The sequence below is a fragment of the Gordonia phthalatica genome, assembly GCF_001305675.1.
Classification (GTDB): domain Bacteria; phylum Actinomycetota; class Actinomycetes; order Mycobacteriales; family Mycobacteriaceae; genus Gordonia; species Gordonia phthalatica.
Window position 1 is genome coordinate 1,874,836 of record NZ_CP011853.1, and the last position, 16,011, is coordinate 1,890,846.

Annotated in this window: 15 protein-coding genes; 10 read left to right on the forward strand and 5 right to left on the reverse strand. The window is 68.4% G+C overall.

The window, feature by feature from the left end; genetic code table 11:
* The first annotated feature begins 6 nt into the window (after positions 1-6).
* Positions 7-600, forward strand: a complete 594-nt coding sequence (locus ACH46_RS08735) for a TetR/AcrR family transcriptional regulator (protein WP_082399514.1) — start codon at positions 7-9, stop codon at positions 598-600.
* 29 nt (positions 601-629) lie between these two features.
* Positions 630-992 carry a DoxX family protein gene (locus ACH46_RS08740; protein WP_062392559.1) on the forward strand — a complete coding sequence of 121 codons (363 nt, stop codon included), beginning with the start codon at positions 630-632 and terminating at the stop codon, positions 990-992.
* Here ACH46_RS08740 and ACH46_RS08745 read toward each other — a convergent pair.
* The gene (locus ACH46_RS08745) at positions 985-2,520 is read right to left on the reverse strand and encodes a class I adenylate-forming enzyme family protein (RefSeq protein ID WP_193392976.1); all 1,536 of its coding nucleotides are present in this window, start codon (positions 2,518-2,520) and stop codon (positions 985-987) included. The two genes, ACH46_RS08740 and ACH46_RS08745, sit on opposite strands and share 8 nt — an antisense overlap.
* On the reverse strand, positions 2,520-3,500 hold the full coding sequence (locus ACH46_RS08750; RefSeq protein ID WP_062392560.1) for a phosphotriesterase family protein: 981 nt from the start codon (positions 3,498-3,500) through the stop codon (positions 2,520-2,522). Before ACH46_RS08750 ends, ACH46_RS08745 begins: the two co-directional genes overlap by 1 nt.
* 129 nt (positions 3,501-3,629) lie before the next feature.
* On the opposite strand from ACH46_RS08750, the gene ACH46_RS08755 reads away from it, so the two are divergent.
* From ACH46_RS08755 to truB, 3 genes are read left to right on the forward strand one after another with little or no spacing between them, the layout of a single operon-like run.
* Positions 3,630-4,607: a metallophosphoesterase family protein gene (locus ACH46_RS08755; RefSeq protein WP_062395177.1), complete on the forward strand. Its 978-nt coding sequence runs from the start codon at positions 3,630-3,632 to the stop codon at positions 4,605-4,607.
* A complete protein-coding gene (locus ACH46_RS08760) occupies positions 4,604-5,278 on the forward strand; it encodes a 4'-phosphopantetheinyl transferase family protein (RefSeq protein WP_062392561.1) in 675 nt (224 codons plus the stop codon). Before ACH46_RS08755 ends, ACH46_RS08760 begins: the two co-directional genes overlap by 4 nt.
* A 1-nt stretch (position 5,279) precedes the next feature.
* Positions 5,280-6,179: a tRNA pseudouridine(55) synthase TruB gene (gene truB, locus ACH46_RS08765; RefSeq protein WP_062392562.1), complete on the forward strand. Its 900-nt coding sequence runs from the start codon at positions 5,280-5,282 to the stop codon at positions 6,177-6,179.
* 1 nt (position 6,180) lies between these two features.
* On the opposite strand, the gene ACH46_RS08770 is transcribed toward truB, so the two are convergent.
* Positions 6,181-6,861, reverse strand: coding sequence for a metal-dependent transcriptional regulator (locus ACH46_RS08770; protein WP_193392959.1), 681 nt, complete (start codon positions 6,859-6,861; stop codon positions 6,181-6,183).
* Between the two features lie 79 nt (positions 6,862-6,940).
* Here ACH46_RS08770 and ACH46_RS08775 point away from each other — a divergent pair, with 79 nt between their 5' ends.
* The 5 genes from ACH46_RS08775 to ACH46_RS08795 all read left to right on the forward strand — a co-directional run bounded on the left by ACH46_RS08775 (position 6,941) and on the right by ACH46_RS08795 (position 13,011).
* A complete protein-coding gene (locus ACH46_RS08775) occupies positions 6,941-7,906 on the forward strand; it encodes a bifunctional riboflavin kinase/FAD synthetase (protein WP_082399516.1) in 966 nt (321 codons plus the stop codon).
* Positions 7,907-8,038: 132 nt separating this feature from the next.
* On the forward strand, positions 8,039-8,308 hold the full coding sequence (gene rpsO / locus ACH46_RS08780; RefSeq protein ID WP_062392564.1) for a 30S ribosomal protein S15: 270 nt from the start codon (positions 8,039-8,041) through the stop codon (positions 8,306-8,308).
* 102 nt (positions 8,309-8,410) lie between these two features.
* Positions 8,411-8,875, forward strand: coding sequence for a VOC family protein (locus tag ACH46_RS08785; RefSeq protein ID WP_062392565.1), 465 nt, complete (start codon positions 8,411-8,413; stop codon positions 8,873-8,875).
* Positions 8,876-9,188: 313 nt separating this feature from the next.
* Positions 9,189-11,432, forward strand: coding sequence for a polyribonucleotide nucleotidyltransferase (locus tag ACH46_RS08790; protein ID WP_062392566.1), 2,244 nt, complete (start codon positions 9,189-9,191; stop codon positions 11,430-11,432).
* Positions 11,433-11,526: 94 nt separating this feature from the next.
* Positions 11,527-13,011: an amidase gene (locus tag ACH46_RS08795; protein ID WP_062392567.1), complete on the forward strand. Its 1,485-nt coding sequence runs from the start codon at positions 11,527-11,529 to the stop codon at positions 13,009-13,011.
* Here ACH46_RS08795 and ACH46_RS08800 read toward each other — a convergent pair.
* Entirely contained in the window at positions 13,008-13,736 is a 729-nt protein-coding gene (locus ACH46_RS08800) for a hypothetical protein (RefSeq protein ID WP_062392568.1), read from the reverse strand. The genes ACH46_RS08795 and ACH46_RS08800 overlap by 4 nt on opposite strands.
* Positions 13,737-13,837: 101 nt before the next feature.
* On the reverse strand, positions 13,838-15,892 hold the full coding sequence (locus ACH46_RS08805; RefSeq protein WP_062392569.1) for a neutral/alkaline non-lysosomal ceramidase N-terminal domain-containing protein: 2,055 nt from the start codon (positions 15,890-15,892) through the stop codon (positions 13,838-13,840).
* Positions 15,893-16,011: the final 119 nt, after the last annotated feature.

Here is a 16,011-nt window from a genome sequence, read left to right on the forward strand (position 1 = left end):
CTGAACATGTTCAATGAACAGGTTCAGTCAACGCGGGTGGAGCAGCGCGAGCGAACCCGCATGTCGGTGATCGCTGCCGCGCAGACTCTGTTTCGGCGGGAGGGCTTCCGCGGCACCACGATTCGCGGGATCGCCGCCGAAGCGGGAGTCAGTGTCGGCACGGTGATGGGTGTCGGCGACAAGGACGCACTCCTGCTGGCCTGCTACGACCGCTGGATCGGTCAGGTTCACGCGGCCGGCGACGGGAACCGCGCGCACGACGACGGTCTCGCCGTCCCGCAACGGATCGGAGAGGTGATCGCACCGTTCGTGTCGCTGTTCGGCGGCGACCTGGAACTCGCCCGCGAGTACGGCTCGATCCTCGCGCGCGGCACGCATCGGACCGAGGTGTTCACGAGCCTGGCCGTCGCACTGAACGACGCGTTCATCGGGGTCTACCGCGACGCGGGACTGGGCGAACGTGCCGCAGCCGCAGGCCGGGCCACCTACCTCGCGTACTTGGGTCTGCTCATGTCCACGTCGGCCACCGGCAGCGACATGAGCGGGTTCCGAGAGCAACTCGAAGACGTCGCCGCCGCCCTCATGGGCGCGGACTCCTGACCGCTCCCAGTCCAACGAAAGGAACGCCCGTGTTCGACGTCCCCTCACCCGTGTGGCCCACCGTCGTCTTGATCGTCATCCTGTTCGGTGACGCGCTCATGTCCGCCGTGCCAGTCCAGTTCATCCGAGACTGCATGGACGGCGTGAGGTTTCCCGTGGACGACTGGGGCTGGGCCCTGGTCTACGTCAAGCTCGTCGCCGTGGCAGGCCTGCTCGTCGGGATCTGGCAGCCGGGCGTCGGCGTCGCGGCGACCGCGGGCGTGATCGCCTATTTCGTCGCCGCCGCGATCGCCCACCTGCGTGCACGCTTCCTGAACTCCACGTTCTGGGTCAACTGCCTCGGCATGCTCGCGATCTCGATCGGCGTCCTCGTCTACTCGTACCTCATCTGATCGGCGGGCCCCACGTCACCGCGTCGCGGACTCGGCCCTTGACGATCTTGCCGCCCGGATTACGGGGGAGTGGCTCGTCGATCACGGCGACGTACTGCGGCACCTTGAAATCGGCGATCTGCTCGGCGACCGCCGCGATCATCCCGGTGACGTCGATCGGTTCGCCGCCGCCGTAGACCACCGCGCCGACCTTCTCGCCGAGGACGTCGTCGGGTACCGCGATCACCGCGGCCTCCAGGACACCCGGCACCGTCATCAGGGCGGCCTCCACCTCGATGCTGGAGACGTTCTCACCGCCGCGGTTGATGATGTCCTTGGTCCGGTCGACGATCCGGATGCGGCCCGCCGCGTCGACGCGCACCACATCGCCGGTGTGCAGCCACCCGTCGATGATCGTCGCGTCGGTCGCATCCGGACGCTGCCAGTACTCGGCCGTGATGTTGCCGCCGCGGACAACGAGTTCGCCGAAGGTCTCGTCGGCGTCGTCGAACGGGACCACACCGAGATCCACCGAGGCCACGGCGTAGCCGACCGAGTCCGCGTGATCGACGGCGTCCTCGTGCGGCAGGACGGTCATCAGCGACGCAGACTCCGTCATTCCGTATCCGTTCGCGACGCGCGCGGCGGGGAACGCCGCCTTCAGCGACTGGACGAGAGCGGGTGCGATGGGTGCACCGCCGTACGCCACCCATCCGACCCCGGCCGTGTCGAGGGCCGCGAGTCCCGGGTGCCGCAGCATCAACGCGTAGATCGCAGGCACGGTGACCATGAACGTGATGCGTTCCTCGGTGATCGCCGTGATCAACGCGTCCAGGTCGAGAGTCGGCATGATGACCGCGGTGCCACCGTAGAACGCGGCGACGAGCAGCTGGGAGTTGCAGCCGGTGACGTGGAAGAGCGGCACACAGATCAGTGTCCGCATCGCGGGGCCGATGTCGGCGGGGATGGCGAAGCAGCGGGCGACGTTCTCGGTGTTGGTCAGGAACGCCTCGTGCGTGGTCGGCACGCCCTTCGGGCGGCCGGTGGTGCCCGAGGTGTAGAACAGCGCGGCGACGTCCGACTGCGACGCCGACTCGTCGACGTACGGGGCGCCGTCCGGGAGCGGGACGCCGGGCGCGAGGTCGACGGCGGCACCGGAGTCGTCGAGGACGTACTGCACCTCGGGTTCGGTGGACCTGGTGTTCACCGCGACGACGATGCCGCCCGCGAACAGGATTCCCCAGAACGCGATCGTCCAGTCGACGCCCGCCGCGTACCGGAGCGCGACCCGGTGTCCGCGCTCCAGACCGCCCGCACGGAGACCGCCGGCGACCCGCGCCGCGCGATCCCACAGCTGACGGTAGGTCAGACGCGCACCGCCCAGTTCGACGACGGCCTCGGCATCCGGGGTGGTCTGCACGTGCCGGGCGAGCATGGCGATCAGCGACGCGGGCAGGTCGACGAAGTGCGGGACTCCCGCGTCGTCCACCGTGACTCCGTCCCGAGCGAACGGATTCGCCGACCGTCCGATCGGCACCACCGTATTCATCACGAGGCCGGGGTGAAGTACGCGCGCGGGTTATCGACGAGCATCGTGGTGATCTGCTCGTCGGAGACGCCGCGTTCACGGAGTGCGGGCAGCACGTCGTCGTGGATGTGCGTGTAGTGCCAGTTCGGGAGGGCGGCCTGGCGGGCGGCCTCGGGAAAGAAGTCCGAGTAGCACGACGCGTCGTGCGAGAGCACCATCTGGGAGACGAAGCCCGCAGCGACCATTTCCGCGACCATCCGCACTCGTGCCTCGAACGGCGAGAACAGGTCGATGCCGAAGCGGTCCATGCCGAGGACGGCACCGGTGTCCGCGAGCTTCTTCAGATAGTCGAGGTCGGTGGAGTCGCCGCTGTGCCCGAGGACCACCTTGCTCATGTCGCAGCCCTCCTCGTCGAAGACGCGCGCGGCGATCAGACCACCCTCGTTGCCGACGTGGGTGTGAACGGTGATGGGCGTCCCGGTCTCCACGTGAGCCTGTGCGACGGCGCGCATCACCCGCTCCACGCCAGGGGTGAGACCGGCCTCGTCGATCGCGCATTTGAGCAACCCGGCCTTCACTCCGGTGTCGGCGATACCGTCTCGGATGTCGCCGACGAACAGCGCGCTCATCGGATCCACGCCGAGGTCGACGGCCTTGCCCGGTCCGGTGAAGTGAAACTGCACCGGCTCGTCGTGATAGGTGTAGATGCCCGTCGCGACGATGATGTTGATGTCGGCCTGCGCGTTGATCCGTTGAATCCGCGGGATGTAGCGGCCGAGCCCGATGACGGTCGGATCGACGATGGTCCGGACGCCCCGCGAGGACACCTCGTTGAGCTTGGTGACCGCGTCGGCGACCCGCTCGTCCTCGTCCCACGGATCCGGGTAGTTCGGATAGTTCTCGCGGATCTCGGTTCCGATGGTGAACACGTGCTCGTGCATGAGGACTTGGCCCAGGTCGTCGACGTCGACCTGACCCTTGACGGTTTCTACGACGGTCATGCTGCTCCTTCATCGCGGGGTCCTCCGATCATGCGCGACCGCTGCCGACCGACGGTTCGGATTCGCGGAAGGTGTCGCACGGTGGGACGACGGCGAGTACGGTTCCGCCCGCGTGGCACCATGGTTCGCATGGCAACACTCTGGGCGATCAGCGATCTGCACGTCTCGCACCGCGGCAACGAGCCGATCCTCGACCAGATCAAGGCGACCTCGCACGACGACTGGTTGATCGTCGCGGGCGATGTCGCCGAACGCACCGACGACATCATCGACACCCTCCGGCGACTGAAGAACCGCTTCCACACGGTGATCTGGGTTCCGGGCAATCACGAGCTCTACACGACGGCGAAGGACCCGCTGCAGATCTTCGGCGTCGCGCGCTACGACTACCTGGTGCAGGCCTGCCGCGACATCGGCGTCATCACGCCCGAGGATCAGTACCCGCTGTTCGATCCGGGCGACGGCACGCCGCCGGTCCGGGTGGTCCCGATGTTCCTGCTGTACGACTACACCTTCCGGCCCGAGGGCACCGCCACCGCACTGCAGGCGCTGGCCGTCGCTCGGGAGGCGAACGTCGTCGCGACCGACGAGTTCCTGCTCTCGCCCGAGCCGTACGGCACCCGTGACGCCTGGGGGCGCGCCCGGATCGAGGCGACCCGCAAACGCCTCGAAGCGATCGACCCCGCGGAGAAGACGATCCTCATCAACCATTGGCCGCTGCGTCGCGAGCCGACCGACGCGCTGTTCTATCCGGAGTTCGCACTCTGGTGCGGGTCGGAGCTGACGGACGACTGGCACACCCGTTTCAACGCGCTGTGCTGCGTCTACGGTCACCTCCACATCCCGCGCACCACCTGGTACGACGACATCCGGTTCGAGGAGGTCTCCGTCGGCTATCCGCGCGAGTGGAGCCGTCGCGGTCTGCCCAAGCCGCTGCTGCGGAAGATCGCCCCCGACGACGGCCTGCGACCAGAAGACCTGCACGAGTTCGGCGCCCGCTTCGACATCCCGGAGGACTACGAGGAGCGCGCCGCGGAGTTCCGCGCGCGTGTGGAGCGGACCCGGGCGCGGCGTGCCGAACGGAACCGGAAGGACCCGATCCAGTGATCGAAGACCTCATGCCCGCGGGTGTCGGCAGCGCGGAGGCGTTCGGCGATCCCGACGGCCTCACCGTGCTGCCCGCCGAGGAGTCGCTGATCGCAAAGGCCGTCGCCAAGCGTCGCCGCGAATTCACCACCGCCCGGCACTGTGCGCGGCAAGCGCTGGGTCAGATCGGCATCGAGCCGGTCCCCATTCTGCGGGGCGAGCGCGGCATGCCGCTGTGGCCGCGGCAGGTGGTCGGCTCCATGACCCACTGCGACGGCTATCGCGCCGCCGTGACCGCGTACTCGATGCAGGTCCGCTCCCTCGGTATCGACGCCGAACCGCACGACGCGCTGCCGGAGGGCGTGCTCGATCACACCAGCATCGAGGCCGAACGCGAAGTCCTCGCCACCCGCGACGGCGACCTGCACTGGGACCGGCTGCTGTTCTGTGCCAAGGAGGCCACCTACAAGGCCTGGTTCCCGATCACCCAGCGCTGGCTGGGTTTCGAGGACGCGCATATCACCTTCCAGCGCGACGACTCGATCGGCACCGCCGGCGAGCCCTCCGGTACCTTCACTTCGACCATCCTGATCGACGGCGCGGTGATCGACGGCGGCACCCCGCTGTTGACGCTGCCCGGCCGCTGGCAGATCTCCCGCGGCCTGATCCTGACCACGATTGCACTCACCTGACATGGCAGACGCCTCCATCGAGAACGCCGGACTCCTCGTCGTCGACAAGGTCGCCGGGGTCACCAGCCACGACGTCGTCTCGCAGTGCCGCAAGGCCTTCAACACCCGCCGCGTGGGTCACGCGGGCACGCTGGACCCGATGGCGACCGGTGTGCTCGTGATCGGCATCGAGCGCGCCACCAAGCTCCTCGGCCTGCTGTCGTTGACGACGAAGTCGTACGCCGCGACCATCCGCCTCGGGCAGTCGACCGACTCCGACGACGCCGACGGCGAGATCGTCACGACCGCCGACGCATCGGGCGTCTCCGACGAGGAGACCGCCGCCGTCATCGCGACCCTCACCGGCGACATCCAGCAGGTCCCGACCAAGGTCAGCGCCATCAAGGTCGACGGCCGCCGCGCCCACGCCCTGGTCCGGGCGGGGGAGGAGTTCGAGCTTCAGGCCCGACCCGTCACCGTGCATCGCTTCGAGGTCCTCGAGACCCGACGCGACGGCGGTTTCGTCGACGTCGACGTCGAGGTCGACTGCTCGTCCGGCACCTACATCCGCTCCCTGGCCCGCGACCTCGGCGCGACTCTCGGCGTCGGCGGACATCTCACCGCCCTGCGCCGCACCGCGGTCGGACCGTTCACGCTGGAGCATTCGCGGACCATGGAGGAGGTCGCGTCGACGCCCGGTCTGAGCCTCGGGATCGACGACGCCGCCAAGCTCTGTTTCCCGCACCGCGACATCTCCGACGCCGACGCCGAATCCATCAGCCAGGGGCGCTGGTTGGAGCCGATCGGCATGAAGGGCATCTACACCGTCGTCGATCCGTCCGGCCAGGCCATCGCCCTGATCCAGGAGAAGGGCCGGCGTGCCAGCTCGGTGATGGTCGTGCGGCCGGCGACCCTGCGCTGAGTTACTGATCCAGGAAGATCGCGCGCGCTGCGATGTCGCCGAGGTGGATCGGCTCTGAATCGTCCACGCACACCGTGATAGTGCCGGCGAAGGGACGCTTCTCGGTGACGCGGATGCGGCAGTCGAGGTTGATGCCGATCTCCTCGAAGTAGCGGAGGATCTCGGGGTCGGCGTCGGAGATGCGGGTGATGACACCCGACTGGTCCACCTCCAGGTCGGCCAATTGCAAGGATCCTGCTTCCGGGACGATGCCGTCGGGGCCGGGGATCGGATCGCCGTGGGGGTCGCGCTTGGGGTGGCCGAGCTTCGCGTCGATGTGGCGCAGCAACTGCTCGGACACCGCGTGCTCCAGGATCTCCGCTTCGGCGTGCACTTCGTCCCACCGGTAGCCCAACTCGCGGACCAGGAAGGTCTCGAGCAGGCGGTGACGGCGGACCATGTCGACCGCTGCGACACGCCCGGGCTCGGTCAGCGTCACGGCGCCGTACGGCGCGTGGTCCACGAGTCCCTGATCGACGAGCTTGCGGATGCCCTCCGACGCGGTCGACGGCGACACACCGAGCTTCTCCGCGAGCAGCTTCGTCGTGACCTTGGTGTCCGACCACTCCTGCGAGATCCAAATGACCTTCAGATAGTCCTGGGTTACAGCGGTGAGTTCGCTCACCGGACGGGTGTCGGGCATGAGTACGACCTTACCCATTGGACTGAGGTTCGCTGAACGCTGCGCTGACCGTCGGAGCGTCAGGCCGTACTCTTGTCATGTGTTGCGTTGGCGAGGTTTGGACGAGGTCCCTGCTGGCTGGGGTCGATGCGTGGTCACCATCGGCGTCTTCGACGGAGTGCATCGAGGACATGCGCAGTTGATCGCGGCGGCAACGAAGGCCGCCGCCGAGCGCGGTGTGCCGGCAGTGCTCATGACCTTCGATCCGCACCCCTCCGAGGTGGTGCGCCCCGGCACCCATCCGCCGCAGCTGTCGTCGCTGCGCCGTCGCGCCGAACTGGCGGAGGAACTCGGGATCGACGTCTTCTGCGTGATCCCGTTCAACCTGACGCTGTCCGCGCAGTCGCCCGAGGACTTCGTGCACTCGGTCCTGGTCGAGGAACTGCACACCGCCGAAGTGGTGGTCGGCGACAACTTCACGTTCGGCCACAAGGCGGCGGGCGACGTTCCGAAGCTCCGCGAGCTGGGGGAGCGGTTCGGCTTCGAGGTCACCGGGATCTCCCTGTTCGGCGAACACGCCGTCACCTATTCCTCCACCTACATCCGCTCCTGCATCGCCGCCGGCGACGTGGAGCTCGCCGCCGAGGCGCTCGGCCGTCCGCATCGCGTGGAAGGCGTTGTGGTGCACGGGGAACGACGCGGCCGCGACCTCGGCTATCCGACGGCCAACGTGGCGCCACCGCCGCACGCGGCGATCCCCGGCGACGGCGTGTACGCCGCCTGGTTCTCGGTGCTCGACAGTGCGACCGAACCCGACGGCATCGTCCTGGGGCAGCGGTACCCGGCCGCCGTGTCAGTCGGCACCAACCCCACCTTCTCGGGGCGGAACCGGACCGTCGAGGCCTATGTGATCGACGTGAACGCCGACTTCTACGGCCAGCACGTGGCCGTCGACTTCGTCGCCCGCCTGCGCGGCATGGAGCCCTTCGACAGCGTCGACGCCCTCATCGCCGAGATGGGCAACGACGTGGAGCGGACCCGGACGATCCTCGACTCGGACGGCTGACCCGGCTCGCTGGATTTCGTTCCGGTTGTTCGCGCTGGTAACCTCGTCTGCTGGTGTCAGCTGCGGTCCGTGGTGGCGCACCCCCTGCTGGTGCAGGGTCTGGAGCACGGAACTGAAACAAGGAGATCTCTCATGGCTCTTACCGCCGAAGAGAAGAAGGCCGTCCTGTCCGAGTACGGACTGCACGAGACCGACACCGGTTCGCCCGAGGCGCAGATCGCTCTGCTGACCAAGCGCATCACCGACCTGACCGAGCACCTCAAGTTCCACAAGCACGACCACCACAGCCGTCGTGGTCTGCTGCTGCTCGTCGGCCGTCGTCGTCGCCTGCTCAAGTACATCGCGGCTACCGACATCAACCGCTACCGGTCGCTGATCGAGCGCCTGGGTCTGCGTCGCTAGGACGTACCACGTCTTCTTGAGAGCCGGCCGTGTCACCGCGAGGTGACGCGGCCGGTTTCTGTTTCTCCTGCGCGGCGTCGCGCGCATCGGGAGGATGGGGGCATGACCGAGCAGCTCGTGACCCCGGCCGTGACCTACCGCGACCCGAAGACGGCGACCGCGTGGCTCGCCGAAGCCTTCGGATTCACCGTCACGATGGCGATCGAAGGTCCGCCGGACCAGCCGGCGGCGTCGCACTACGAGATGGATGCGCCCGGCGGGGGTCGCATCATGATCGGCGGCACGTGGTCCGAGTGGACGCGCAGTCCCGCGGATGTGGACGGCGCCAACACCCAGGCCGTCCACGTCCGGCTCGCCGCGAACCTCGACGAGCACTGCGCGACGGCGCGAGCGGCGGGTGCGCAGATAGAGGCGGAACCCGCTGACCAGTTCTTCGGCGACCGCACCTACCGTGCCGCCGATCTGGAAGGGCACGTGTGGACGTTCGCGGTTCACGTCCGGGACGTGAGCCGCGCCGAGGCGGAGGAGATCATCGGGATCCGGATCGACTCTCCGGAGTGGGAGTGAGTACCCGGCGCTCAACTGGGAAAATGTTAGACTCGTCTACGGACGATCGCTGTCAGGCAGCGGATCGGGTGTGATTGTCGGATCGGTCCTCGGTAGTGGCCGCCGGAGTGTCGGTGAAACAGAGTTCATCGCGACGTTCCGGCCGCTTCGATCGAAGGCCGTCTGCTCACAGCGCAGGTGCGCTGTTCATGTCCGGCGCGAGTCTCGCGCCGATCGCCCGCCGGTTCTGCGCGTCTTGCGCGAGCCGGCTGCTGCATAAGGTCGCGGCCCCCGGACCGGGAGATGCTGCGACCGCAACGAAAGGGAATACCTCTTGACTGATGTCAACGCCGACTTCGATGATTCGGTCACCGAAGTCTCCGCCGTCATCGACAACGGATCGTTCGGCACCCGCACCATCACCTTCGAGACCGGCCGCCTGGCGCTGCAGGCCGCAGGCTCGGTCGTCGCGTACCTCGACGAGGGCACCATGCTCCTGTCGACCACCACGGCGTCCAAGTCGCCGAAGGAGCACTTCGACTTCTTCCCGCTGACCGTCGACGTCGAAGAGCGCATGTACGCCGCCGGCCGCATCCCGGGATCGTTCTTCCGCCGCGAGGGCCGTCCGTCCACCGACGCGATCCTGACCTGCCGCCTGATCGACCGCCCGCTGCGTCCGTCGTTCGTCACCGGACTGCGCAACGAGATCCAGATCGTCGAGACCGTGCTCTCGCTGGATCCGAAGGACCTGTACGACGTCGTCGCGATCAACGCGGCGTCGGCGTCCACCCAGATCTCCGGTCTGCCCTTCTCCGGTCCGATCGGCGGCGTCCGTGTCGCGCTGATCCCGACCGAGGAGAACAAGGCCGGACAGTGGGTCGCGTTCCCGACCGTCGAGCAGCTCGAGGGCGCCGTGTTCAACATGGTCGTCGCGGGCCGCATCGTCGAGGGCGACGTCGCGATCATGATGGTCGAGGCCGAGGCCACCCACAACGTGCTCGAGCACCTGGCGAACGGTGCGCAGGCACCGAACGAGGCCGTCGTCGCCGAGGGCCTGGAGGCCGCCAAGCCGTTCATCGCCACCCTCTGCGAGGCGCAGAAGCAGCTGGCCGACGCCGCCGCCAAGGAGACCCGCGAGTTCCCGCTGTTCCCGGCCTACCAGGACGACGCCTACGAGGCCGTCGCCGAGTTCGCCACCGCCCGCCTCGGCGAGGCCATGTCGATCGCCGACAAGCAGGAGCGAGACGCCGCCACCGACGCCCTCAAGGGCGACGTCCTGGAGGCGCTCGGCGAGCGCTTCGAGGGCCGCGAGGGCGAGCTGGGCGCCGCCTACCGCTCGGTCACCAAGCAGGTCGTGCGTCAGCGCATCCTGACCGACCACTTCCGCATCGACGGCCGCGGCATCACCGACATCCGCGCCCTGTCGGCCGAGATCGCGATCGTCCCGCGTGCTCACGGCAGCGCCCTGTTCGAGCGCGGCGAGACCCAGATCATGGGTGTCACCACGCTCGACATGGTCAAGATGGCCCAGCAGATCGATTCGCTCGGGCCCGAGACCAGCAAGCGCTACATGCACCACTACAACTTCCCGCCGTACTCGACCGGTGAGACCGGTCGCGTCGGTTCGCCGAAGCGTCGCGAGATCGGTCACGGCGCTCTCGCCGAGCGCGCTCTGGTGCCGGTGCTCCCGAGCGTCGAGGAGTTCCCGTACGCGATCCGCCAGGTGTCCGAGGCTCTCGGCTCCAACGGCTCCACCTCGATGGGCTCGGTCTGCGCGTCGACCATCTCGCTGCTGAACGCGGGTGTCCCGCTGAAGGCTCCGGTCGCCGGCATCGCCATGGGCCTGGTCTCCGACGAGGTCACCATCGACGGCAAGACCGAGACCCGCTACGTCGCCCTCACCGACATCCTCGGTGCCGAGGACGCGTTCGGCGACATGGACTTCAAGGTCGCCGGCACCAAGGACTTCGTGACGGCCCTGCAGCTCGACACCAAGCTCGACGGCATCCCCTCGAAGGTCCTCGCCGGCGCGCTGAGCCAGGCCAAGCAGGCCCGCCTCACAATCCTGGACGTCCTGGCCGAGGCCATCGACGAGCCGGACGAGATGAGCCCGTTCGCTCCGCGGATCACCACCGTCAAGATCCCGATGGACAAGATCGGCGAGCTGATCGGCCCCAAGGGCAAGACGATCAACGGCATCACCGAGGAGACCGGCGCCAACATCTCGATCGAGGACGACGGCACCGTGTTCATCGGCGCCGCCGACGGCGCGTCCGCGCAGGCCGCGATCGACAAGGTCAACGCCATCGCCAACCCGCAGCTCCCGAAGGTGGGCGAGCGTTTCCTGGGCACCGTCGTCAAGACGGCCGCCTTCGGCGCCTTCGTCTCGCTCCTCCCGGGCCGCGACGGCCTGGTCCACATCAGCAAGCTGGGCAACGGCAAGCGGATCGGCAAGGTCGAGGACGTCGTGAAGGTGGGCGACAAGCTCCAGGTGGAGATCGCCGACATCGACGAGCGCGGCAAGATCAGCCTCGTCCCGGTGCGCGACGACGCCGACGAGGCCAAGGCCGACGCCTGATCCTCTGAGCCACCACTTCGGCCCGCGACGGTTCTCCGTCGCGGGCCGAAGTGGTTCTTTGACAGCGGAACGGCCGATGTGCCACGTTGAGCTCATGAACCTCGACGAGTACATGGGCCACGACGCGACGGGTCTGGCGGAACTGGTCGCGGCGGGGGAGGTGACGTCGGCCGAACTCCTCGACCTCGCACGGCAACGGATGCGGCAGGTGAATCCGACGCTCAACGCCGTCGTCATCGAAACCGAGGCGGAGGCGGACGTCCGTGTGCAGCAGCCGCTGCCGGGCCCCTTCGCCGGCGTGCCGTTCCTGATCAAGGATCTGGCGCAGGAGTATCGCGGCTATCCCACCACGAGCGGGTGTCGGGCGCTGCGGTCCGCGGCGGAGACGCAGAACGCGGTGGTGACCGACCGCTTCCTGGAGGCGGGGCTGGTGATCTTCGGCAAGACGAACACTCCGGAGCTGGGCGCCAAGGGGATCACCGAATCGGACCTGTGGGGACCGTGTCGGAACCCGTGGGACACGACGCGGACGCCGGGCGGCTCGTCGGGCGGTTCGGCGGCTGCGGTGGCGGCGGGCATCGTTCCCGCTGCGGGCGCCAACGACGGCGGCGGCTCGATCCGCATCCCGGCGGCGACCACCGGTCTCGTCGGCCTCAAGCCGAGCCGCGGTCTGGCGCCGTACGGGCCGCAGACCGGCGAACCGATGTTCGGCATGGCGGTGCAGGGTGTGGTGGCGCGCACCGTGCGCGACAGCGCGGGCTTGATGGACGCGATCGTCGGACCGAACCAGTTCGCCGATTACCAGGCGGCACAACCGGATCGGCGTTTCGCGGAGGCGATCGCCGACCGACCGGAAGGGTTGCGGATCGGGTTCACCGGCCGATCCGCGATCCGCGGCGAGCCGACCGCCGAGGCGACGGCGGCGCTGGAGACCACCGCGCAACTGCTGACCGATCTCGGTCACCACGTTGAGGAGGTGGCGCCGCCGTACGACGACAAGGCGCTCGCCGAGACGTTCTTGACGATCTGGTTCGCTCAGGTCGCCGGCCAGGTCGACGAGATCAAGCAGCGGACCGGAGCCGGTGACCGCGATTTCGAAGCCGACACCCTGGCCATGGTCGAGGTGGGGCGCGCCAACGGTGCGGTGGGCCTGATCCGGGCGCTGGGCGAGATCACCACGTACACGCGGGCGATGGAGCAGTTCTACCAGTCGTACGACTTCTTCCTGACCCCGACGCTCGCGGAGGCGCCGATCCGGATCGGGGCACTCGACACGCCCAAGCCGATGCAGGCGGTCGCGCGGCTGGCACACCGGGTGCACGGTGGTGCAGCGATGCTGCGGACCGGGTTGATCGACCAGATGATCGAAGCCAATCTCGGTTGGGTGCCGTACACCCAGATGGCGAACCTGACCGGTCGGCCGGCGATCAGCGTGCCCGTGCACTGGACGCCGCAGGGGCTGCCGCTCGGCGTCTCGTTCAACGGCAGGCTCGGCGCGGACGCGGATCTCCTGCGGCTGGCCGCGCAGCTCGAAGAGGCTGCGCCGTGGATCCAGCGCTTCCCGGCGATGGGCGGTTAGGCGGGTTCCGCGATCGGCAACCCCATGATCTGGCGGAAGCAGTGGACCTGGACTAGGGCGGCCAGCGGGCCTGCGACGATCAGACCGACGAAGCAGATCAGATAGCCGATGACCATCAGCCCGATGCAGACGACGAGCGTCAGCAGCGAGGCGACGACACGCCTGGTGGTGATGCGGTACGACGCCTTCACCGAGTTGATCGGTCCGGTCTCGGTGCCGATGGTGATCAGGACCGAGAACTGCCAGAGGTAGAGGACCACCACCGCGGGCACCACGAACAGGACGAAGCCCAGGACCAGGGCGACACAGGCGATGGTCACCGTGCGAACCGTGTTCCGGAAGTGCATGGGCACCAGGAAGGCCTTGGGGCCGATCCGCTCGCCGCGCGCCACCCGGATCGCCCCGGAGACGGTGCTGTTCTGGAAGTACAGCGTGACGTTGACCGACAGCAGATACAGAATGATCGCGATGATGATGGTCCGCGCATCGAGCGTCGGTGGATCGAAGACGTCCGAGAACGTGAACTCCCGATTCAGATCGTTCACATGGATCTTCGGCTCGTCGACCGCGAGCGTCCGACTGATCGCGGTGACCACGAACGCGCCGAGCGCCGACATCACGCCGGGCACGATCATCGACAGCGGATGGGCTCGGAACTGCGCCCACGCCCACCGCAGTGCCGCCGCGATGCTGATCGGTTGATCAGGGATGGGGAAGTCGCCCACGAGGGGCGACGGTGCCGGATGCGGCAGAGGGGGCGTCGTACTACCGGATGTTATACGGTCATCACCGTCGTTCACGACCAAGGTCTCGTCTGCGACACGGGTCAGTCGACCTTGATCCGCCCGGTGGTCCCGATGATCTCCCGAAGTCTGCCGGACGGCGACTTCACGTCGCCGTAGTAGCGGACGCGGTAGTCGCCGGCGGGCGCGTTCCGCGGGACGCGCCAGGTGACGGTCACCTTCGACGCCGTCGCGCTGCCGCCGGGGCGGGTCCAGGTCATCTCGGTGGACTCGTGGTCGTCGTCGTAGGCCACGGTCCAGCCGGTGCCGGTGAATCGTTCGACGGCGAAGTAGCCCTTGGTGCCACGCCCGCGGCGGATCCGATTGGCGGGATGCGCGCCGGAGAACGAGACGGCGACGGTGGTCCCGGACGCGGCCGAGGCCGGAACGGTGGACACCACCTGGCCGAACCGTCGGCCGGGCATCGGCGTGTCGGCGGGCGGGGCGCCGAGGAGGTCCGGCTGCAGGGTGTCGCGGTCGGCGGGGCGGGGACCGGCGGCCTTGCGGGCGCCGCGCGCCATCGACTTCGCCATCGCGTGGAACTCCTGCATGTAGGCGCACAGGGTCCAGCGGCCGAAGAGGGTCTCGCCGCCCTCGTACTGTTGCGCCACGTACTCCTCCGGAGTCACCGTGTACTGGCTGTAGCCGTTCGCGTACCCCTGCAGCAGCACGTTCTCCAGCGGCATGCCGAGGGCGTCGGCGACGAGTCGTCGGATGCGCAGGCCTGCGACGATCGTCGTCTCCGACGGCATGGCGGCCAGCGCCAGATCGCCGATGCGGATCAGCTGGATCGGCAGGCGCTCCTCGATCCACGAGCGCGGCGGCAGCAGCCCCAGCGGGAACAGGTCGGCCTTGGGTGCCTGGACGGCGACCATCCAGGGCGCGGGCGTCGGCGTGGCTCCGGCGCCCAACGCCATGGTCAGCTCGTTCCGCATGCCCTCCTGCAGGATGGCCAGCTGGCTGCGCGTGTTGTCCTCCATACTGGTGGCCGCCGCGGCCATGCCCATCATCGCCGGAGCCGTCCGCGTCGCCTTGCCGTTGGGCGTGTACTCACCCGAGATGCGCACGTCGTTGAGGTTCAGGTAGCGGGTGGCGGTCGCCACCCCGGTGCGGCTCATCGGCCGCGCGCCGCGCAGGGCCCGCTGGCCCGCATCGTCCTGTCGTCGGCCGATCAGAATGCGGTTGGTGCGGTGGTCCGCCGTCGGGCCGCCGGGATTCATCTTGCGCAGCCAGAGGTTCGGCGTCATGTCGCCGGCGTTGGTCTGGGCGTGTGCGGCGATCAGGCCGTCGGTGCGCTGCTCGGCGAGGTACGACGCGTACCCCTTGTTGTCGGGGCCGATCTGGAAGTTCGCGTCGGTGAGCGACGTGCCGTGGGTGGCGAACCAGGTGATCTCGCCGATCGTCCGACCGCCCTGCCGCAGACGCAGGCCCGTGACCTGCGGGTCGATGTGCTCGGGGAAGTGGCGGCGGTCGTCCGTGGGATTGAGCCTGAAGGCGGGCATGGACCGGTTGGCGCTGGCGTCGTGGAGCTCGTCCATGCCGAGTTCGACGGTGCCGGGCGCCAGGCTGCGGTGCGCCTCGTCGACGGCGTCGAGCAGGCCGGCCAGCTCGGCCTCGAACGAGTTGTGGCGGTGGCCCATCGCGGCGAGCGTGTACGCGTAGTCCCACGACGTGCCGCCGCACGAGTTGTGGTTGTGCGTGGCGTTGATGTTGACGTTGTGCACGGTGTACGTGTTGCCGTACCGCTTCGCGAGCTCGGTGAGGAGCCGGTTGTGGTGCGAGGTGAACACGCACGCGATGTCGGCGGTGATGAACAGGACGCGCTGGCCGCTGCCGGCGTCCGCGATGATGAACGCGCGCGCCCACGTGCGCTGGATCAGGCCCTTGGCGACCTGCTCGGCGTCGGAGTAGCCCATCATGCCCTGCCCGGCGATGGCGCCGGTCATGTCGCCCTTGCCCGCGCCGACCAGGTAGCCGCCCGCGGCGTTCGCCTGACCGGGCCGGGCCGTCGACACCCCGCCGAACGCGGCGCCCGCCGCCGTGGCCGTGGCGCCGATGGCCGCGGCGTGCAGGAGGGAACGGCGTGAGATCTCGGACATGGAGCTCCTTGGGAGGTGAGGTGCGCGCTGACGATCGGTTCGATGTGACCCTAACCTCAGTTGATCGACTGATCAAGAATGACGGCTCGGCCGTCGTGCGACGTCGCTCGACGCGGCAC

What these genes read in the sequence shown, in the direction of transcription:
- ACH46_RS08735 (WP_082399514.1), top strand. Translation starts at nt 7, where the DNA reads ATGTTCAATGAACAGGTTCAGTCAACGCGGGTGGAGCAGCGCGAGCGA.
- ACH46_RS08745 (WP_193392976.1), bottom strand. Translation starts at nt 2,520, where the DNA reads ATGAATACGGTGGTGCCGATCGGACGGTCGGCGAATCCGTTCGCTCGG.
- ACH46_RS08750 (WP_062392560.1), bottom strand. Translation starts at nt 3,500, where the DNA reads ATGACCGTCGTAGAAACCGTCAAGGGTCAGGTCGACGTCGACGACCTG.
- ACH46_RS08755 (WP_062395177.1), top strand. Translation starts at nt 3,630, where the DNA reads ATGGCAACACTCTGGGCGATCAGCGATCTGCACGTCTCGCACCGCGGC.
- truB (WP_062392562.1), top strand. Translation starts at nt 5,280, where the DNA reads ATGGCAGACGCCTCCATCGAGAACGCCGGACTCCTCGTCGTCGACAAG.
- ACH46_RS08770 (WP_193392959.1), bottom strand. Translation starts at nt 6,861, where the DNA reads ATGCCCGACACCCGTCCGGTGAGCGAACTCACCGCTGTAACCCAGGAC.
- rpsO (WP_062392564.1), top strand. Translation starts at nt 8,039, where the DNA reads ATGGCTCTTACCGCCGAAGAGAAGAAGGCCGTCCTGTCCGAGTACGGA.
- ACH46_RS08785 (WP_062392565.1), top strand. Translation starts at nt 8,411, where the DNA reads ATGACCGAGCAGCTCGTGACCCCGGCCGTGACCTACCGCGACCCGAAG.
- ACH46_RS08795 (WP_062392567.1), top strand. Translation starts at nt 11,527, where the DNA reads ATGAACCTCGACGAGTACATGGGCCACGACGCGACGGGTCTGGCGGAA.
- ACH46_RS08805 (WP_062392569.1), bottom strand. Translation starts at nt 15,892, where the DNA reads ATGTCCGAGATCTCACGCCGTTCCCTCCTGCACGCCGCGGCCATCGGC.